The organism is Escherichia sp. KTE96, from assembly GCF_000408525.1.
Taxonomy (GTDB): domain Bacteria; phylum Pseudomonadota; class Gammaproteobacteria; order Enterobacterales; family Enterobacteriaceae; genus Escherichia; species Escherichia marmotae.
On the sequence record NZ_KE137149.1, the window covers coordinates 1,942,117 to 1,961,877 of the forward strand.

General features: G+C 52.3%; 20 protein-coding genes, 1 pseudogene and 1 riboswitch. Of the genes and pseudogenes, 13 read left to right on the forward strand and 8 right to left on the reverse strand.

Annotated features, from left to right (window positions below; genetic code table 11):
• Positions 1-59 precede the first annotated feature (59 nt).
• The 3 genes from A1WG_RS05525 to bioA form a co-directional block, all read right to left on the reverse strand.
• Entirely contained in the window at positions 60-1,343 is a 1,284-nt protein-coding gene (locus A1WG_RS05525) for a putative acyl-CoA thioester hydrolase (RefSeq protein WP_001516022.1), read from the reverse strand.
• Positions 1,344-1,494: 151 nt separating this feature from the next.
• Positions 1,495-1,971, reverse strand: a complete 477-nt coding sequence (locus A1WG_RS05520) for a kinase inhibitor (RefSeq protein WP_001516024.1) — start codon at positions 1,969-1,971, stop codon at positions 1,495-1,497.
• Between the two features lie 58 nt (positions 1,972-2,029).
• On the reverse strand, positions 2,030-3,319 hold the full coding sequence (gene bioA / locus A1WG_RS05515) for an adenosylmethionine--8-amino-7-oxononanoate transaminase (protein ID WP_001516025.1): 1,290 nt from the start codon (positions 3,317-3,319) through the stop codon (positions 2,030-2,032).
• Positions 3,320-3,405: 86 nt separating this feature from the next.
• On the opposite strand from bioA, the gene bioB reads away from it, so the two are divergent.
• The 5 genes from bioB (at position 3,406) to uvrB (ending at position 9,607) form a co-directional block, all read left to right on the forward strand.
• On the forward strand, positions 3,406-4,446 hold the full coding sequence (bioB, locus tag A1WG_RS05510) for a biotin synthase BioB (protein ID WP_000951218.1): 1,041 nt from the start codon (positions 3,406-3,408) through the stop codon (positions 4,444-4,446).
• Positions 4,443-5,597 carry an 8-amino-7-oxononanoate synthase gene (gene bioF / locus A1WG_RS05505; RefSeq protein ID WP_001516027.1) on the forward strand — a complete coding sequence of 385 codons (1,155 nt, stop codon included), beginning with the start codon at positions 4,443-4,445 and terminating at the stop codon, positions 5,595-5,597. Before bioB ends, bioF begins: the two co-directional genes overlap by 4 nt.
• Positions 5,584-6,339: a malonyl-ACP O-methyltransferase BioC gene (gene bioC, locus A1WG_RS05500; RefSeq protein WP_001516028.1), complete on the forward strand. Its 756-nt coding sequence runs from the start codon at positions 5,584-5,586 to the stop codon at positions 6,337-6,339. The genes bioF and bioC overlap by 14 nt, the downstream gene beginning before the upstream one ends.
• The gene (bioD, locus tag A1WG_RS05495; protein WP_000043999.1) at positions 6,332-7,012 is read left to right on the forward strand and encodes a dethiobiotin synthase; all 681 of its coding nucleotides are present in this window, start codon (positions 6,332-6,334) and stop codon (positions 7,010-7,012) included. The genes bioC and bioD overlap by 8 nt, the downstream gene beginning before the upstream one ends.
• Positions 7,013-7,585: 573 nt before the next feature.
• A complete protein-coding gene (gene uvrB, locus A1WG_RS05490) occupies positions 7,586-9,607 on the forward strand; it encodes an excinuclease ABC subunit UvrB (RefSeq protein ID WP_000042544.1) in 2,022 nt (673 codons plus the stop codon).
• Positions 9,608-9,799: 192 nt separating this feature from the next.
• Here uvrB and yvcK read toward each other — a convergent pair whose 3' ends face one another.
• The gene (yvcK, locus tag A1WG_RS05485) at positions 9,800-10,708 is read right to left on the reverse strand and encodes a uridine diphosphate-N-acetylglucosamine-binding protein YvcK (protein WP_001246027.1); all 909 of its coding nucleotides are present in this window, start codon (positions 10,706-10,708) and stop codon (positions 9,800-9,802) included.
• A gap of 264 nt (positions 10,709-10,972) precedes the next feature.
• A riboswitch (molybdenum cofactor riboswitch) is annotated at positions 10,973-11,117 on the forward strand.
• Here yvcK and moaA point away from each other — a divergent pair.
• From moaA to A1WG_RS25395, 7 genes and pseudogenes are all read left to right on the forward strand, one after another.
• Complete coding sequence (gene moaA / locus A1WG_RS05480; RefSeq protein WP_001516029.1) at positions 11,105-12,094, forward strand: GTP 3',8-cyclase MoaA; 990 nt, start codon at positions 11,105-11,107, stop codon at positions 12,092-12,094. (Overlaps the previous riboswitch by 13 nt.)
• Before the next feature lie 21 nt (positions 12,095-12,115).
• Positions 12,116-12,628: a molybdenum cofactor biosynthesis protein B gene (moaB, locus tag A1WG_RS05475; RefSeq protein WP_001516030.1), complete on the forward strand. Its 513-nt coding sequence runs from the start codon at positions 12,116-12,118 to the stop codon at positions 12,626-12,628.
• Between the two features lie 2 nt (positions 12,629-12,630).
• Entirely contained in the window at positions 12,631-13,116 is a 486-nt protein-coding gene (moaC, locus tag A1WG_RS05470; protein ID WP_000080885.1) for a cyclic pyranopterin monophosphate synthase MoaC, read from the forward strand.
• Positions 13,109-13,354, forward strand: coding sequence for a molybdopterin synthase sulfur carrier subunit (gene moaD / locus A1WG_RS05465; RefSeq protein WP_001516032.1), 246 nt, complete (start codon positions 13,109-13,111; stop codon positions 13,352-13,354). Before moaC ends, moaD begins: the two co-directional genes overlap by 8 nt.
• 1 nt (position 13,355) lies before the next feature.
• Complete coding sequence (gene moaE / locus A1WG_RS05460; RefSeq protein ID WP_000852287.1) at positions 13,356-13,808, forward strand: molybdopterin synthase catalytic subunit MoaE; 453 nt, start codon at positions 13,356-13,358, stop codon at positions 13,806-13,808.
• Positions 13,809-13,945: 137 nt separating this feature from the next.
• Positions 13,946-14,650 carry a Bax inhibitor-1/YccA family protein gene (locus A1WG_RS05455; protein ID WP_000373618.1) on the forward strand — a complete coding sequence of 235 codons (705 nt, stop codon included), beginning with the start codon at positions 13,946-13,948 and terminating at the stop codon, positions 14,648-14,650.
• Positions 14,651-14,864: 214 nt separating this feature from the next.
• A pseudogene (locus A1WG_RS25395) lies at positions 14,865-14,981 on the forward strand (BAX inhibitor (BI)-1/YccA family protein); the annotation flags it as partial.
• 211 nt (positions 14,982-15,192) lie between these two features.
• Here A1WG_RS25395 and A1WG_RS05450 read toward each other — a convergent pair.
• From A1WG_RS05450 to A1WG_RS05440, 3 genes are read right to left on the reverse strand one after another with little or no spacing between them, the layout of a single operon-like run.
• The gene (locus tag A1WG_RS05450; protein WP_001516033.1) at positions 15,193-16,149 is read right to left on the reverse strand and encodes a lysylphosphatidylglycerol synthase domain-containing protein; all 957 of its coding nucleotides are present in this window, start codon (positions 16,147-16,149) and stop codon (positions 15,193-15,195) included.
• Positions 16,149-17,390 (reverse strand): cardiolipin synthase ClsB, encoded by a 1,242-nt coding sequence (gene clsB, locus A1WG_RS05445; RefSeq protein WP_000649633.1) that lies wholly within the window; start codon positions 17,388-17,390, stop codon positions 16,149-16,151. Before clsB ends, A1WG_RS05450 begins: the two co-directional genes overlap by 1 nt.
• A complete protein-coding gene (locus A1WG_RS05440) occupies positions 17,387-18,148 on the reverse strand; it encodes an endonuclease/exonuclease/phosphatase family protein (RefSeq protein WP_001516034.1) in 762 nt (253 codons plus the stop codon). The genes clsB and A1WG_RS05440 overlap by 4 nt, the downstream gene beginning before the upstream one ends.
• A 132-nt stretch (positions 18,149-18,280) precedes the next feature.
• Here A1WG_RS05440 and A1WG_RS05435 point away from each other — a divergent pair, with 132 nt between their 5' ends.
• The gene (locus tag A1WG_RS05435; RefSeq protein WP_000871975.1) at positions 18,281-18,691 is read left to right on the forward strand and encodes a YbhQ family protein; all 411 of its coding nucleotides are present in this window, start codon (positions 18,281-18,283) and stop codon (positions 18,689-18,691) included.
• On the opposite strand, the gene A1WG_RS05430 is transcribed toward A1WG_RS05435, so the two are convergent.
• A complete protein-coding gene (locus A1WG_RS05430) occupies positions 18,653-19,759 on the reverse strand; it encodes an ABC transporter permease (RefSeq protein WP_000469021.1) in 1,107 nt (368 codons plus the stop codon). The genes A1WG_RS05435 and A1WG_RS05430 overlap by 39 nt on opposite strands.
• Positions 19,760-19,761 lie beyond the last annotated feature (2 nt).

A 19,761-nucleotide genomic window follows, 5' to 3' on the forward strand; every position in this document is an offset into this window, starting at 1 on the left:
GAACCGTAGGCCGGATAAGGCGTTTACGCCGCATCCGGCCAATAAATAGTTAACAGCGCTTACTTCTTCGCCTCTGCAACCACTTTGCTACCCACGCCGCGGTTATTGTATTCCCACATACGGTTGTAGTTTGTGTCATTCAGATTGCGCTGCACTTCGTCATCATCATCAACGCTGCCGGTGTTACCCGCAAACGGACGATTAGAGATCACCGCATCGGCCCACGGTTTGACAGTGTTGAAGCCTTCGTTGATCACACTGTCACGGATTACCACCTGACCGTTGGTATTGGCATCAACATCCAGCGAGCGGCCTAATTGCGCGACACCATCACCAGAAGCATTGAAACGGCTGTTTACCGCGAGGAAACCGTAATAGATGTTAGACAGCGTCGCCGGTGCAAAAACATACGCTTCCTGCTGGGTACGAGAGTTCACCACGCGGAATTCGGTGTTATCGAACACCACTGCGCCACGACCGGAAACGATATCCACATCCCCTTCAATGTAGCTATTTGTCACCAGTGTACGCGGCTGGCGATTGGTTTCCAGACGGTTCTGCACACTGCTGTTGGTGACAAAGAAGGTATTCTGACGACCGAGAATATTGACGTTATTGATCTGCACTTTATCGCCATCGGTACGCAGCGCCACCGCCGGATGATTACCCGCATCTACGCTATCGCCCAGCGTGTTTTCGATGGTCAGATTTTGCAGTTGCAGACCATTGTTTTGCGACCAGAAGACCGCAGAACACAGTACACCGATACTGTCGCTGCGTTTGCTCTGGCAGCTATCGTACATATACCACGCTGGTTTACCTGGCATATATTTGCCGCGTGGGTTGACGTCGTGACGCCAGTCGGCAGGACTCATTCCACCATCAAGGGAAAGCCCAATTTTGACATCAATCGGTTTTTCACCCGTACCGTACAAAGTGATTCCACCCGGAGCTGCAGGAACGTAAACCGTGCCTTCATACTCACCTGGCAGCACGGCAATATACTGGCGCTTATTGGTGCGCTTGATAATTGCCGCATCCACCGCAGCCTGAATGGTCGTGTGCGTCACACCTTGTGTACCCGCTGGTCCAACAACAAAGTCAGGTTGCGCGGGCAGGGTAATCGGTGAAGGATTCCACGCTGCAGCACCTGGCGTCAGTGAGGAGAAATAGTGCTGCGCATCGAAATTCTGCGCTTCTTTTGCCGACAGAATCGGGCGAGAAGACGTACCAGGCGCGGTTTGATCAGAAGGACGTTGATCGGGCGGTGTTGAGCTACAGGCGGTCAGCGTCACGCCAAAAGCCAGTGCCAGCGCCAGACGGGAAACTGAAAATGTGTTCACAGGTTGCTCCGGGCTTTGAAATGGAAAAATGAATCCGTTGAAGCCTGCTTTTTTATACTAACTTTAGCGAAACGGGAAGGTAAAAAGACAAAAAGTTGTTTTTAATACCTTTAAGTGATGCCAGATGGTATCGCGCCATCTGGCAGAGTATTTAACTGAACATCGCGGTAATCGAGGCACTTGCCAGAGAGTGGAAATGGACGTTAAAGCCGACCATCGCGCCGCTGGCACCTTCATCGACATCAATACGTTCTACATCCAGTGCGTGAACGGTAAAAATGTAGCGATGGGTTTCGCCTTTCGGTGGCGCAGCGCCATCGTATCCGGTTTTACCAAAATCGGTACGCGTCTGCAAAACACCGTCTGGTATAGCCACCAGATCAGAGCCAAACCCTTGCGGCAATACGCGGGTATCGGCAGGCAAGTTAACAACTACCCAGTGCCACCAGCCAGAACCCGTTGGCGCATCCGGATCGTAACAGGTGACAACAAAACTTTTGGTTCCCGCAGGAACGTCGTCCCACGCCAGGTGCGGCGAAATATTATCGCCATCATAGCCCATGCCATTAAAGACATGACGATGCGGTAACTTATCGCCATCGCGCAGATCATTACTGATGAGTTTCATGAACCCTCCTTTCTTGTTTGCAGAAAGTGTAGCCAGAAACCCTCACGCTGACTTCTCGTTATTGGCAAAAAAATGTTTCATCCTGCACCGCTCGGTTAACGGCTGCCGTCAGGCGCTGTAACTGTTCCGGGCGAATAATATAGGGTGGCATCAGGTAGATAAGTTTGCCAAATGGCCGGATCCATACCCCCTGTTCGACGAAGAATTTTTGCAGAGCCGCCATATTTACCGGGCGTGTGGTTTCGACCACACCAATAGCCCCCAGCACGCGGACATCGGCAACCATTTCGGCGTCACGGGCGGGTGTGAGTTGCTCGCGTAGTTGTGCTTCAATAGCCGCTACCTGCTGCTGCCAGTCGCCAGATTCGATAATCGTCAGGCTGGCATTTGCTGCTGCGCAGGCCAGCGGATTACCCATAAAAGTTGGCCCATGCATAAAGCAGCCAGCTTCGCCGTTACTGATAGTTTCCGCAACCAGGCGCGTAGTGAGTGTGGCGGAAAGCGTCATTGTACCGCCCGTTAAGGCTTTGCCGAGACATAAAATATCCGGTGCGATACCCGCATGTTCGCAGGCAAAAAGTTTGCCGGTACGGCCAAAACCGGTGGCAATCTCGTCAGCAATCAGCAAGATACCTTCGCGATCGCACATTTTGCGGATTCGTTTTAACCACTCCGGATGGTACATACGCATCCCGCCTGCGCCCTGAACAATAGGTTCAATGATTACGGCAGCGATTTCATGACGATGCGCCGCCATTAGCCGCGCGAAGCCCACCATATCGCGCTCATCCCATTCGCCGTCCATACGGCTTTGCGGGGCGGGAGCAAACAAGTTTTCCGGCAGGTAGCCTTTCCACAGGCTGTGCATTGAGTTGTCCGGATCGCACACCGACATCGCGCCAAAAGTATCGCCATGATAACCATTGCGGAAGGTCAGAAAACGCTGGCGCGTTTCGCCTTTGGCCTGCCAGTACTGCAACGCCATCTTCATCGCCACTTCTACCGCCACGGAACCGGAGTCCGCGAGAAAAACGCACTCCAGCGATTCCGGCGTCATTGCCACCAGTTTGCGGCACAGCTCAATGGCTGGCGCATGGGTAATACCGCCAAACATCACGTGTGACATGGCATCAATTTGCGATTTCATCGCGGCATTGAGCTGTGGGTGATTGTAGCCGTGGATCGCCGCCCACCAGGAAGACATACCGTCAACCAGGCGTCTGGCGTCAGACAAAATCAGTTCGCAACCTTCTGCGCTCGCCACTGGATAAACCGGTAGTGGGGAGGTCATGGATGTGTACGGGTGCCAGATATGGCGTTGGTCAAAGGCAAGATCATCCGTTGTCATAATCGACTTGTAAACCAAATTGAAAAGTTTTAGGTTTACAAGTCTACACCGAATTAACAACAAAAAACACGTTTTGGAGAAGCCCCATGGCTCACCGCCCACGCTGGACATTGTCGCAAGTCACAGAATTATTTGAAAAACCATTACTGGATCTGCTTTTCGAAGCGCAGCAGGTTCACCGTCAGCATTTCGATCCTCGCCAGGTACAGGTCAGTACTTTGCTGTCGATTAAAACCGGCGCTTGTCCGGAAGATTGCAAATACTGCCCGCAAAGCTCTCGCTATAAAACCGGTCTGGAAGCTGAGCGGTTGATGGAAGTCGAACAGGTACTGGAATCAGCGCGCAAAGCGAAAGCGGCTGGCTCGACGCGCTTCTGCATGGGCGCGGCGTGGAAAAATCCGCACGAGCGCGATATGCCGTACCTGGAACAAATGGTGCAGGGGGTAAAAGCGATGGGCCTGGAAGCGTGTATGACGCTGGGCACGTTGAGCGAATCCCAGGCGCAGCGCCTCGCGAATGCCGGGCTGGATTACTACAACCACAACCTTGATACCTCGCCGGAGTTTTACGGCAACATCATCACTACACGCACTTATCAGGAGCGTCTTGATACGCTGGAAAAAGTGCGCGAAGCCGGGATCAAAGTCTGTTCTGGCGGCATTGTTGGTTTAGGTGAAACGGTGAAAGATCGCGCCGGATTATTGCTACAACTGGCGAATCTGCCGACGCCACCGGAAAGTGTGCCGATCAACATGCTGGTGAAGGTGAAAGGCACGCCGCTGGCAGATAACGATGATGTCGATGCCTTTGATTTTATTCGTACCATTGCAGTGGCGCGGATCATGATGCCGACCTCATATGTGCGTCTTTCTGCCGGACGCGAGCAGATGAATGAACAGACTCAGGCGATGTGCTTTATGGCTGGGGCTAACTCGATTTTCTACGGCTGCAAATTGCTGACCACGCCGAATCCGGAAGAAGATAAAGACCTGCAACTGTTCCGCAAACTGGGGCTGAATCCGCAACAAACCGCCGTTCTGGCGGGCGATAACGAACAACAGCAGCGTCTGGAGCAGGCGCTGATGACCCCGGACACTGACGAATACTACAACGCGGCAGCCCTATGACCTGGCAGGAGAAAATCGACGCGGCGCTTGATGCGCGGCGCGAAGCTGATGCCCTGCGTCGTCGCTATCCGGTGGCGCAGGGAGCCGGACGCTGGCTGGTGGCAGATGGTCGCCAGTATCTGAACTTTTCCAGTAACGATTACCTCGGTTTAAGCCATCATCCGCACATCATCCGCGCCTGGCAGCAGGGTGTGGAACAATTTGGTGTCGGTAGCGGCGGTTCCGGGCATGTCAGCGGTTATAGCGTGGTGCATCAGGCGCTGGAAGAAGAACTGGCGGAGTGGCTGGGCTATTCGCGGGCGCTACTGTTTATCTCCGGTTTCGCTGCCAATCAGGCGGTCATTGCCGCGATGATGACGAAAGAGGATCGCATCGTTGCCGACCGTCTTAGTCATGCTTCGTTGCTGGAGGCTGCTAGTTTAAGTCCGGCGCAGCTTCGCCGTTTTAGCCATAACGATGTCACTCATCTGACGCGTCTGCTTACAGCCTCCTGTCCGGGGCAGCAACTGGTGGTGACAGAAGGCGTGTTTAGCATGGACGGTGATAGCGCGCCGTTGGCAGAAATCCAGCAAGTAGCGCAACAGCACAACGCCTGGTTAATGGTCGACGATGCCCACGGGACGGGCGTTATCGGTGAGCAGGGGCGCGGCAGTTGCTGGCAGCAAAAGATGAAACCAGAATTGTTGGTGGTGACTTTTGGCAAAGGATTTGGCGTCAGTGGGGCGGCAGTACTTTGCTCCGATAGCGTGGCAGATTATCTGTTGCAGTTTGCCCGCCATCTTATCTACAGCACCAGTATGCCGCCCGCTCAGGCGCAGGCATTACGTGCATCGCTGGCGGTGATTCGTAGCGAAGAGGGTGACGCACGGCGGGAAAAACTGGCGGATCTGATTGCACGTTTTCGTAGTGGAGTACAGGGTTCGCCATTTACTCTCGCGGACTCATGCAGTGCCATCCAGCCATTAATCGTTGGTGATAACGCTCGCGCGCTACGCCTGGCAGAAAACCTGCGTCAGCAAGGTTGCTGGGTGACGGCGATTCGCCCGCCAACCGTACCCGCTGGCACCGCGCGGCTGCGCCTGACTTTAACCGCAGGGCATGAAATACCGGATATCGACCGTCTGCTGGAGGTGCTGCATGGCAACGGTTAATAAGCAGGCCATTGCGGCGGCATTTGGTCGGGCAGCCTCACAGTATGAGCAACACGCAGAGTTGCAGCGCCAGAGTGCCGACGCCTTACTGGCAATGCTCCCGCAACGCCAGTACGCCCGGGTGCTGGACGCTGGTTGCGGGCCTGGCTGGATGAGCCGCCGCTGGCGTGAACGTAGCGCACAGGTGACGGCACTGGATCTCTCTCCGCTTATGCTTGTACAGGCACGTCAGCAGGATGCCGCACATCATTACCTGACGGGGGATATCGAATCCTTACCGCTGGCGAACACGACGTTTGATCTCGCGTGGAGCAACCTTGCCGTGCAATGGTGCGCTGAATTATCTACGGCATTACGCGAGCTTTATCGGGTAGTGTGTCCTGGCGGAATTGTGGCGTTTACCACCCTGGCACAAGGCTCATTACCAGAGCTACATCAGGCATGGCAGGCTGTAGACGCACGCCCCCACGCTAATCACTTTTTACCGCCAGCAGAAATTGAACGGGCGTTGAAAGGTTTTCGTCATCAATACAATATTCAACCCATTACGCTGTGGTTTGATGACGCACTCAGCGCCATGCGTTCACTGAAAGGTATTGGTGCAACGCATCTTCACGAAGGGCGCGACCAGCGAGTATTAACGCGTTCACAGTTACAGCGATTGCAACTGGCCTGGCCGCAACAACAGGGGCGATACCCTCTGACTTATCATCTTTTTTTGGGAGTGATTACTCGTGAGTAAACGCTTTTTTGTTACCGGGACGGACACCGAAGTGGGGAAAACCGTTGCCAGTTGTGCGCTTTTACAGGCCGCTAAGGCTGCAGGTTACCGGACAGCAGGTTATAAACCGGTGGCCTCCGGCAGCGAAATGACTGCAGAAGGTTTACGTAACAGCGACGCGCTGGCGTTACAGCGCAACAGCAGCTTGCACCTGGATTACGCCACGGTAAATCCTTACACCTTCGCTGAACCTACTTCGCCACATATCATCAGCGCGGAAGAGGGGAGACCGATTGAGCCGAAGGTAATGAGCGCCGGATTACGCGCGCTGGAGCAACAGGCTGACTGGGTGTTAGTGGAAGGCGCTGGTGGCTGGTTTACGCCGCTTTCTGCTACTTTCACTTTTGCCGATTGGGTGAAGAGCGAACAACTGCCGGTGATTCTGGTCGTTGGGATAAAACTGGGCTGCATTAATCACGCGATGCTGACAGCACAGGCAGTACAGCAGGCTGGACTCACTCTCGCAGGCTGGGTGGCAAACGATGTCACGCCGCCAGGCAAACGGCATGGCGAATATATGGCCACTCTCACGCGAATGATACCTGCACCGCTGCTGGGGGAAATCCCCTGGCTTGAGGAAAATCCAGAAAGTGCGTTAACCGGAAGATATATCACTCTCACTTCACTGAAGTAGCAAAAAATTGGTTGAATTGCGAGCGAGCTGGCGTTTTCAGTCGTCCGTAATTTAACCAATCAAAGGCTAAAAAAATCGCGAAAAAATTTTTACCCCTGCATTATACGATTAGTATGGGAATTGCCCAGGCGGCTGGACATAGGGGCTGCAGGCAGTTATCCACTATTCCTGTGGATAACCATGTGCATTAGAGTTAGAAAACGTAATGTAAGCGAGAGAATACGCGGCCTGCACGCAAATTGGCGCTAAAGACGGCTTAAAGAAATATATGTTATTTTTTAATTGGTTAGATAAATGCAATGGCTGTCAGGAAAGTGTCATCTCCTGCAATAAATCCGTCATCAGCCATCTTGACAAATGTTAAAAAAGCCATTGCTCTGGGGATAACCCTGCAACACTGGCGTTTTATCTCGTCACTGCGTCAATTTTGCCTACGGTTGACACCTTAGTTTACGGCGTAACAGAGATATTGTGGTGTGAGCCTGTTTTTTTATCCAGTGTTATTTGTTGGCATTATTAATCATGACGAGTAAAATTACACACCTGCCCGCCCACTCCTTCAGGTAGCGACTCATGAGTAAACCATTCAAACTGAATTCCGCGTTCAAACCTTCTGGCGATCAGCCGGAGGCGATTCGCCGCCTCAAAGAGGGGCTGGAGGATGGCCTCGCGCACCAGACTCTGCTCGGTGTGACGGGGTCGGGGAAAACCTTCACCATTGCTAATGTCATTGCTGATCTGCAACGCCCAACGATGGTGCTGGCACCCAACAAAACGCTGGCAGCGCAACTTTATGGTGAGATGAAAGAATTCTTCCCGGAAAACGCGGTGGAATACTTCGTCTCCTACTACGACTACTATCAGCCGGAAGCCTACGTACCAAGCTCTGATACGTTTATTGAGAAAGATGCCTCGGTAAACGAACATATTGAACAGATGCGTCTTTCAGCAACCAAAGCGTTGCTGGAGCGGCGGGATGTTATTGTTGTTGCGTCAGTTTCCGCTATTTATGGTCTGGGTGATCCTGATTTATATCTCAAAATGATGCTGCACCTCACGGTCGGCATGATTATCGACCAACGTGCGATCCTGCGTCGCCTGGCGGAGTTGCAATATACCCGCAATGACCAGGCATTCCAGCGCGGGACCTTCCGCGTGCGTGGTGAAGTGATCGACATTTTCCCGGCGGAGTCCGACGACATTGCGCTACGCGTGGAGCTGTTTGATGAAGAAGTTGAACGATTGTCGTTGTTTGATCCATTAACCGGGCAAATCGTTTCAACAGTCCCACGTTTTACCATCTACCCGAAAACGCACTATGTTACGCCGCGTGAACGCATTGTGCAGGCGATGGAAGAGATCAAAACAGAACTGGCGGACCGACGCAAAGTGCTGCTGGAAAACAATAAACTTTTGGAAGAGCAGCGTCTGACTCAACGAACCCAGTTTGATCTGGAGATGATGAATGAGCTGGGCTACTGTTCGGGGATTGAAAACTATTCGCGCTTTCTCTCCGGGCGTGGACCTGGCGAACCACCGCCGACGTTATTTGATTACCTGCCTGCCGATGGTCTGCTGGTGGTCGATGAATCTCACGTCACCATTCCACAAATTGGCGGAATGTATCGCGGTGACAGGGCGCGTAAAGAGACTCTGGTGGAGTATGGTTTCCGATTGCCATCGGCGCTGGATAACCGTCCGCTGAAATTTGAGGAGTTTGAAGCGCTGGCTCCGCAAACGATTTATGTTTCTGCGACGCCAGGTAACTACGAACTGGAGAAATCCGGTGGTGACGTGGTGGATCAGGTGGTGCGCCCGACTGGCTTGCTCGATCCGATTATCGAAGTGCGTCCGGTAGCGACCCAGGTCGATGATCTTCTTTCGGAGATTCGCCTGCGTGCGGCAATTAACGAACGCGTTCTGGTGACGACGTTGACCAAGCGAATGGCGGAAGATCTAACGGAATATCTGGAAGAACACGGTGAGCGCGTGCGTTATCTTCACTCCGACATTGATACCGTTGAGCGTATGGAGATTATCCGCGACTTGCGTCTGGGCGAGTTCGACGTACTGGTGGGGATCAACTTACTGCGTGAAGGTCTGGATATGCCGGAGGTCTCATTGGTGGCGATCCTCGATGCTGACAAAGAAGGGTTCCTGCGTTCAGAACGTTCGCTGATCCAGACCATTGGCCGTGCGGCGCGTAACATCAACGGCAAAGCGATTCTCTACGGTGATAAGATAACCCCGTCGATGGCGAAAGCGATTGGCGAAACGGAACGTCGTCGTGAGAAACAGCAGCGGTACAACGAAGAGCATGGTATTACGCCACAAGGTCTTAATAAAAAAGTGGTCGATATCCTGGCGCTGGGGCAGAACATTGCCAAAACCAAAGCGAAGGGCAGAGGGAAATCGCGCCCGATTGTTGAGCCGGATAATGTGCCGATGGATATGTCGCCAAAAGCGTTGCAGCAGAAAATCCATGAGCTGGAAGGGCAGATGATGAAACATGCGCAAAACCTCGAATTCGAAGAGGCGGCGCAAATCCGTGACCAGTTGCATCAGTTGCGTGAGCTGTTTATTGCCGCGTCGTGACGAGATGAAGAAGCAGGAATGTTCTTCTGGTTTGAGGCTAATGAGAACGCAAAATTGCCTGATGCGCTACGCTTATCAGGCCTACATGATCTCTGCAATATATTGAATTTGCGCGGCTTGTAGGCCGCATCCGGCATGGATAACGTGAACTTTGTCAGCAATATGAATCCGGAATTCTCTTCCGGCTTCCCGTTAACCCAATGCCTGTAACGCCTTTTCCAGTGCGTTATGTAACAACTGGCGGTCATGGCGATAGGGGATATCGCTGGCCTCCAGTACGTCCTGAATCACTATTCTGTCGCTGACCGCAGAAACATCTACTTTCGGCCCAACGACTACGGCATCAATCACTTTCTTCCCGACATACTGTTCCATAATCGCCAGCTTATTTTCCAGCTTCAGATTCGCCGCAGGCAGGCTCAATTCACGCCCCAGATTGCCGATATAAACCATCGGCGCTGGCGTGCGGCGTAATGCCTGTGCCATTTCCTTAAGCAGCAGAATTGGCATCAGGCTGGTATAAAAACTGCCAGGTCCGATAAGGATCAGATCTGCGTCATTGATAGCATGAACCGCTTCACGCGTTGCGGGCACATTCGGGGTTAAGAGCAATTCCTGAATTGGCGTAGTTAACTGGTCGATATTGACCTCGCCATAAACTTCATGCCCCTGATCGTCAATGGCCATCAGATCAACGGGATGCTCTGACATCGGAATTAATTGCGCGTCCACTTTCAACAGATTACGAATTAAATTGATGGCTTCCAGAGGCCGCACGCTAAGGTGATCCAGCGCCTTTAACATCAAGTTTCCGAGATTATGACCGGAAAGCTCGCCATTGCCGCCAAAACGGTATTCAAACATCGCGGAGGCGACGCTCGGTTCCGTTATCAGTTGGTTGAGGCAGTTGCGCATGTCGCCCCAGGCAATGCCGCCTTCTGAGCGGCGAATACGGCCTGTTGAACCGCCATTATCGGTGGTGGTGACAATGCCCGTTAAACGAGAGCCTAAAGATGAAAGTGATGAAAGAACGCGTCCTAATCCATGCCCTCCGCCGAGTGCAACAACACGATCAAGGTCAGCCAGCGTACGATTGCGCATATAGATTCCTGAAGTCAGATTATCCGCGCTACAGTAGCGCAACTGACAGGGAAACGGCAATTAACCTGCCAATATTGAGGATACAAATATTTTCTTCTACCTCTAAAGGACGAGGTTCGCTGTGCATCCCTGATGATGTATATCAAAGTAAAACCGTCATATTCCCTTATTCTGTAGCGAAATAGCACGATCATGACGCTATATATATGATTACATAGCGGAAAGTGTGAATGGTAAAAATCTCATTTACACGCTAGTATCGACATAACCACTAAACACTCTAGCCTCTGCACCTGGGTCAACTGATATGGTGCTTTGGCCGTGACAATGCTCATAAAGATTGCCACCAGGGCGAAGGAAGAAATGACTTCGCCTCCCGTATCTGGAAAGGTGTACATGGCTTCACAACTGACTGATGCATTTGCGCGTAAGTTTTATTACTTGCGCCTGTCGATTACCGATGTGTGTAACTTTCGTTGCACCTACTGCCTGCCGGATGGCTATAAGCCGAGCGGCGTCACCAATAAAGGCTTTCTGACCGTCGATGAAATTCGCCGGGTTACTCGCGCCTTCGCCAGTTTGGGCACCGAAAAAGTACGTCTGACAGGCGGTGAACCGTCTTTACGCCGCGACTTTACCGATATCATCGCAGCCGTGCGGGAAAACGACGCTATTCGTCAGATTGCGGTCACCACCAATGGTTACCGCCTGGAACGCGACGTGGCGAACTGGCGCGATGCCGGACTGACGGGGATTAACGTCAGTGTCGATAGCCTCGACGCTCGCCAGTTTTATGCTATTACCGGTCAGGATAAATTCAACCAGGTGATGGCGGGGATTGATGCCGCATTTGAAGCCGGGTTTGAGAAGGTCAAAGTCAATACCGTGCTGATGCGCGATGTCAATCATCACCAGCTCGACACCTTTCTGAACTGGATCCAGCATCGCCCCATCCAGTTACGTTTCATCGAACTGATGGAAACGGGCGAGGGTAGCGAACTTTTCCGTAAGCACCATATCTCTGGTCAGATTCTGCGTGACGAACTGCTGCGTCGCGGCTGGATCCATCAACTTCGTCAACGCAGCGACGGCCCCGCGCAAGTCTTTTGTCATCCGGATTACGCCGGAGAAATCGGCCTTATCATGCCGTATGAAAAAGATTTCTGCGCCACCTGCAACCGTCTGCGCGTCTCCTCCATTGGTAAACTCCATCTCTGCCTGTTTGGTGAAGGCGGCGTTAACCTGCGCGATCTGCTGGAAGATGATGCCCAGCAACAGGCGCTGGAAGCGCGTATTTCAGCGGCGCTGCGGGAGAAAAAACAGACCCATTTCCTGCATCAAAATAACACCGGTATTACGCAAAACTTATCGTACATTGGCGGCTAAAACGTCAAAAGGAGAGATCAGATGAGTCAGGTAAGCACTGAATTTATCCCGACCCGTATTGCTATTCTTACGGTTTCTAATCGTCGCGGTGAAGAAGACGATACCTCCGGTCATTATCTGCGCGATTCGGCGCAGGAAGCGGGCCATCACATTGTCGATAAAGCGATTGTTAAAGAAAACCGCTACGCCATCCGCGCGCAGGTATCTGCGTGGATCGCCAGCGACGATGTGCAAGTGGTGCTGATTACTGGCGGCACCGGACTGACGGAAGGCGATCAGGCACCAGAAGCGTTGCTGCCGCTGTTCGATCGTGAAGTCGAAGGCTTCGGTGAAGTATTCCGTATGTTGTCATTCGAAGAGATTGGCACCGCAACGTTGCAATCTCGTGCGATAGCGGGCGTTGCTAACAAGACACTGATTTTCGCTATGCCGGGTTCGACCAAAGCGTGCCGCACCGCATGGGAAAATATCATCGCGCCGCAACTGGATGCCCGTACACGTCCATGCAATTTCCATCCACATTTGAAGAAATAAGTATGTCGCAACTGACTCATATCAACGCCGCTGGCGAAGCGCACATGGTGGATGTCTCCGCCAAAGCGGAAACTGTACGTGAAGCACGGGCGGAAGCCTTTGTCACCATGCGCAGCGAGACGCTGGCGATGATCATCGATGGTCGTCACCACAAAGGCGACGTATTTGCCACCGCGCGGATTGCCGGTATTCAGGCGGCAAAACGTACATGGGATCTGATCCCACTGTGTCACCCGCTAATGCTCAGTAAAGTTGAAGTCAATTTGCAGGCAGAGCCGGAACACAATCGGGTACGTATAGAAACCTTATGCCGCCTGACCGGGAAAACCGGCGTCGAAATGGAAGCGTTAACCGCGGCCTCGGTGGCGGCGCTGACCATTTACGATATGTGTAAAGCCGTGCAAAAAGATATGGTGATTGGTCCGGTACGCCTGCTGGCGAAGAGCGGTGGCAAGTCGGGTGACTTTAAGGTGGAAGCGGATGATTAAAGTTCTTTTTTTCGCCCAGGTGCGCGAGCTGGTGGGGACCGATGCAACCGACGTTGCCGCGGATTTTCCAACCGTTGAAGCGTTACGCCAGCACCTGGCAGCGCAGAGCGATCGTTGGGCGCTGGCGCTGGAAGATGGCAAATTACTGGCTGCCGTCAACCAGACGCTGGTGAGTTTCGACCATCCGCTAACTGACGGCGACGAAGTGGCTTTCTTCCCGCCGGTAACCGGAGGCTAAGATGGCTGAAACCAAAATTGTTGTCGGACCGCAGCCGTTCAGCGTAGGGGAAGAGTATCCGTGGCTGGCTGAGCGTGATGAAGACGGTGCGGTGGTCACCTTTACCGGTAAGGTGCGTAACCATAACCTGGGTGACAGCGTAAAAGCATTAACCCTCGAACACTATCCGGGAATGACTGAAAAAGCACTGGCGGAAATCGTTGATGAAGCGCGTAACCGCTGGCCGCTGGGGCGAGTCACGGTGATTCATCGTATTGGCGAATTATGGCCGGGTGATGAAATCGTTTTTGTCGGCGTTACCAGTGCGCATCGCAGTAGTGCGTTTGAGGCCGGGCAGTTTATTATGGATTATCTCAAAACCCGCGCACCGTTCTGGAAGCGCGAAGCTACGCCGGAAGGTGACCGCTGGGTCGAAGCGCGGGAGAGCGATCAGCAGGCAGCAAAACGCTGGTAGTTTTTTGTTGGCCGGATAAGGCATAGAGCTGCATCCGGCAATTTCACCGTACCGGACATACGTTTACGCTGCGGCGATGCATACCCTCATCATTTGCAGTATCCTTTAGATATTCCTTATATCTTCAGGAGATCTTCATGGACAGATTCCCACGTTCTGATTCAATCGTACAAGCCAGGACTGGCCTGCAAACCTATATGGCACAGGTCTATGGCTGGATGACCGTTGGCCTGTTGTTGACCGCGTTTGTTGCCTGGTATGCTGCTAACTCCGCCGCCGTGATGGAGCTGCTTTTCACCAACCGCATCTTTTTAATTGGTCTGGTAATAGCGCAATTAGCTCTGGTAATTGTGTTATCAGCGATGATTCAAAAGCTCAGCGCGGGTGTGACAACCATGCTCTTTATGCTTTATTCGGCGCTGACAGGTCTGACGCTTTCCAGCATTTTCATTGTCTACACCGCCGCCTCTATCGCCAGTACTTTCGTTGTTACCGCCGGAATGTTCGGTGCGATGAGTCTGTACGGCTACACCACGAAGCGCGATTTAAGCGGCTTCGGCAATATGCTGTTTATGGCGTTAATCGGCATTGTCATCGCCTCGCTGGTGAACTTCTGGCTGAAAAGCGAGGCGTTGATGTGGGTGGTGACCTATATCGGAGTGATTGTCTTTGTCGGCCTGACCGCCTATGACACCCAGAAACTGAAAAATATGGGTGAGCAGATTGATACCCGCGACACGTCGAACCTGCGCAAATATTCAATTCTTGGTGCATTAACGTTGTATCTCGACTTCATCAACCTGTTCCTGATGTTGCTGCGGATTTTTGGCAACCGCCGTTAATTCCGTTTCCCCTCCAAATCCCGGCCTGGCGTCGGGATTTTTTCTAATTAAAACGACAATGAATAAAAGCCTGTTATAAAATGCGCCCATGACATGGGGGCGCATCCATAAATATAATTTTTTGTATATATGGCTTAAGTAAAGATATCAATAAGATAAATGCTGCCATTGCAGGTGTAATGTATCTTTTTTTAATCTCTTTGGTGGTGATTGTCGTTGCGCTTTTATAGGGGCGTTAACTCTCTATTATTATTTTATCGGCTTCTTCGGGATTCTTGCAGCAATAGCTATAACACTTGTTTGGCAAAGGCATACGCGGTTTTTTCATTAGTCATAGAAAAATAGGTAAATTTCTTTCTTGGGTAAAATTGTGAGGAAACGCAATGAGCCCGATGCGCTACGCTTAGCAGGCACAGAGTGGAATTGTAATCTATTAATTTAGCCCGGTTTTGTAGGGCGGATAAGGCGTTTACGCCGCATCCGCCATGAACAAATAGCACGTTGCTAACAATCTGCACAAACCAAAAGAACTTAACCGAACTTCACATCGCCGCTTCATTTTTCGCCCGTAGCTTCTTCGCCTGACTTTCCAGCAACAGGTAACAGATCAGCGCCAGCAGCAGCGGGATAAAGTAATACAGCACACGGTAAGCGAGTAGGGCGGCGATAATTGTGCCTTTGGATGTATTCTCTCCTGCCAGTAGCGCGATAAACACCGCTTCCAGCACGCCAATCCCCGCCGGAATATGCACGATGACACCAGCAATACTACTAACCAGTAACACGCCTAAGACAAAGAAATAATTCACGCTTTGGTCAAGTAACAGCCAGATAATTGCCCCCATCACCATCCAGTTAACGCTGGAAATCAGCATCTGAGCGAGGGCGAATTTCCATGAAGGCAGCACCAGCTTTTGCCCTTTGATGGTCATATGGCGGTGCTTCGCGAAAGCGCAAAACCATAAATAAACCGCGATAATCATCAGTAAGCCAATGCCGAGAATACGCAGCGTGGTTTGATCGACATACCAGTGATCCGGTAACGCCACCACGCCTGCGGTAAAAATAATCCCGGCTAATAAAATATAGCCCAGCCAGTTGGTGGTAATACTCAGCGAGAAAATGCGTGTGATGGTGCCGCCCGGTAATCCCAGACGCGAATAAAGGCGATAACGCATCCCAATCCCGCCGACCCAGGTACTGAGCGTCAGGTTGAAGGCATAGCAGATAAATGACACCAGCATCACCTGGCGCTTCGCCAGTTTGTGACCGCAGTAGAAACGGGCGAGCAGGTCATAGCAGCCGTAAATCAGATAACTGACGACCACCAGCCCGACCGCACTCAATAGCACAACGCGGTTATAGTCGCGGATGACCTTCCAGACCTCTTCCCAGTCCACTTTTTTGGCGTAGACCACCAGCAACACAATCACCGCGATAAAAAATAGCCAGGTAAGGATCTTCTTTGCTAAGCGCCAGCGAGGATGGGATTTACTCATCAGGGCTTTACCCCCGTATTTTCTGTTTCTACCCGATCCTGCGTTTCCATTGCCGGTTGCGCGGGCGGCTCAACCTGTGCCAGACGCGGCGTATGCGCCGGAAGCCAGCCCACCAGCGCCGGGAAGTGGCGCAAAAAGTGGAATGCCAGCACGCTTTTAGTCAGATTCCACCAGGTGCGTTTTGGCAGCATACTTTCATCTACCTGCCGACAATCGGCGGCGATGATGCCATTAAGATTGTCGCGTAGCGTCTGGTTAAAATTACGATCGTAGATGATGACGTTAGCTTCGAGATTCAGCGACAAACTGAGCGGATCGAGATTACTGGAGCCTACCGTCGCCCAGTGATCATCCATTAACGCCACTTTGCCGTGGAGCGGGCGGCGGCGATACTCAAACACTTGAACGCCGCCTTTAACCAGATAGTTATAGAGCAAACGCGCGCCAACCCTGACAATCGGCATATCCGGTTCACCCTGAATAATCAGTTTGATCCGCACCCCGCGCCGTGCCGCTTTACGTAAGGCGTGTAAAAATCGATAGCCGGGAAAGAAGTAGGCGTTGGCGATAATCACTTCCCGCCGCGCCTGAGTGAGCATTTTCAAATAGTGGCGCTCGATATCGCTGCGATGTTCTTCGTTATCGCGCCAGACCAGTAATACCTGCGCTTCCCCCGGTTGGCGGTTTTCTTCCGCTTTATGGTGACGTCGCCACCAGCGGCGTGCCGCGCTCTGCCCAGGCAAGTTTTCCAGCTCAAACTGCAGAATATCTTCAACAATCGGCCCTTCCAGCCGCACCGCGTAATCCTGTTTGGCCTGTGGGCCGTAGCTGGACATATGCTCGGCGGAGTAATTTATCCCGCCGATAAAGGCGATTCGTGTATCGATGACCACAATTTTGCGATGCATCCGGCGGAACACATTCGTGCGCATACCGAACAGGCGAGGACGAGGATCGTAATAACGAAATACCACGCCAGCCGCGGTCAGTTCGCTGACAAATTCATCGCTGAGATCTGGCGAACCATAGCCATCCAGCAAGACTTCCGCTTTAACCCCACGTTGCGCCGCTGCCAGCAGCGCCGCATGTAGCTGTTTGCCGACGTCATCTTCAAACCAGATAAATGTCTCAAGGATGATGCGTTGCTCTGCTTCGTTAATCGCTTTAAACACAGCAGGGTAATATTGCTCGCCGTTTTCCAGTAACTGAATCTTGTTCCCTTCGCGCCAACCACATTTCATAGATGGATCTCCACACTCAAAGGGGCATGGTCAGAAAGATGTCGCCAGGTCCGCAGCGGCAGCGCTGTGGGCGCACTGGCACTGGCGTTTTTGACGTAAATCCTGTCCAGACGAAGAACGGGAAATTGCACCGGAAATGTTCGCGCCGGGCGTCCGTGGGCGCGGGTAAATATCTCATCCAGCCCAGCCAGTACTTTTAAGGGATGATTGGCTTTTTGCCGCCAGTCGTTGAAATCTCCCGCGACTAATACTGGTTCGCCGTTCGGTAGTTGATTCACCCATTCAGCAAGCATCGCAAGCTGCGCCTGACGGTGCGCCTCCCGCAAGCCGAGGTGCACGCACATCACATGAATCGCTTTCCCCGTGACTGGCGGAACAATGCGGCAATAAAGCACGCCGCGCTTTTCCGCGCCATCGACCGAAACATCGCGATTCTCATAATGTTCAATGGGATAGCGTGACAGCACCGCGTTCCCGTGATGCCCTTCCGGGTATACAGCATTACGTCCGTAGGCAAAATCACTCCACATGGTGTCGGCAAGAAACTCGTAGTGCGAAGTATCGGGCCAGTTCTTCACATGCAGTGGATGGACTTCGTGCGCCCCCATCACTTCCTGCAGGCAGACGATATCGGCGCTGACGGCACGCACGGCGTCGCGAAGTTCCGGCAAAATGAAGCGTCGGTTAAATGCTGTAAAGCCTTTGTGAATATTGATGGTGAGCACCTTGAACGAAAAATGTTGTGTTTGGTCGGGCATAATTTTCCTGTTTTTGCCTCTTATCTCATTGAAATAGTGTAGTCGGCGTCACAAAAAGGTGCGGTCTTACGGAATTTTCCGTAAAGTTCGGTACTCTGAATTAGTAGAGATAAATTCTTCAGGAGAGAAGCCATGAAGTGGCAACAACGCGTTCGTGTCGCAACTGGCCTAAGTTGCTGGCAGATTATGTTGCATTTACTGGTAGTGGCGCTGCTGGTTATGGGCTGGATGAGTAAGACGCTGGTTCATGTCGGCGTAGGGTTATGCGTGCTGTATTGTGTAACAGTAGTGATGATGCTGGTGTTACAGCGTCATCCTGAGCAACGCTGGCGCGAGGTAGCAGATGTGCTGGAAGAGTTGACCACCACCTGGTATTTTGGCGCGGCGCTGATTGTGCTGTGGCTGTTGTCCCGCGTGCTGGAAAATAACTATTTGCTGGCAATTGCAGGGCTGGCGATCCTTGCCGGCCCGGCGGTAGTGTCGCTACTGGCGAAAGATAAAAAGTTACATCACCTTGCGTCTAAACATCGCGTACGCCGCTGATCCTGTTGTGGCCGTTATCACCAGTAACGGCCACAAACTATTCCACACAATATCCAGACTCGCATCCTTCAAATAGATCTGCTTGGTAATGTCTGTAAAGTGGCGGATAGGGTTAATCCACGTCAGGTTTTGCAGCCATACTGGCATGTTCTCCACCGGCGAAACGTAACCGGAAAGCAGGATTGCAGGCATCATAAAGACAAATACGCCGATAAACGCCTGCTGTTGCGTTGAACAAAGTGATGAAATCAACAGACCGAAGCCCACCAGCGATAAACCGTAAATCACCATCGTAAAGTAGAACAGCGCCAGCGAACCGGCGAAGGGGATTTGATACGCCCAGATACCAATCGCCAGCACAATGGTGGCCTGGAACGTGGCGACAATTAACGCAGGGACGGCTTTACCAATAAATATCTGCCAGGTGGTGAGGGGTGAAACCAGCAACTGATCGAGCGTTCCCTGTTCACGTTCGCGGGCAACAGAAAGCGAAGTGACGATCATTACGCCGATAGTGGTGATCATGGCGATCAGTGATGGCACCACGAACCATTTGTAGTCGAGGTTCGGGTTATACCAGTTGCGCACCACCAGCTCGCTGTTGTTTGGCTTCGGCTTTCCTTCCAGCAGCTCCTGCTGATAGTTTTTGACGATTTGTTGCAGGTAGTTAGCGGCGATTTGCGCACTGTTGGAGTTACGTCCGTCGAGAATTAATTGCAACGGCGCGGTCTGGAAGGTATCCAGTTTGCGCGAGAAATCAGGCGGGAAGCGCACCAGCAATAACGCCTTTTGCGTGTCGATGGTCGGGCGGATCTCCTGTGGACTTTTCAGCAGCAACACATGGGTAAAGGCGCTGGCGCGGGCAAAACGTTGGGTCAGTTCTACCGAATGTGCGCCGTTATCTTCGTCGTAAATGGCGATGGTGGCGTTGGTTACTTCCAGCGTGGCGGCGAACGGGAACAGGATCACCTGAATCAGCACGGGTAAAATCAGAATCGCGCGCGTCTGCGGTTCGCGCAGCAGCGACTGCAACTCTTTGCGAATTAACGTCCATAAGCGATGAAACATGC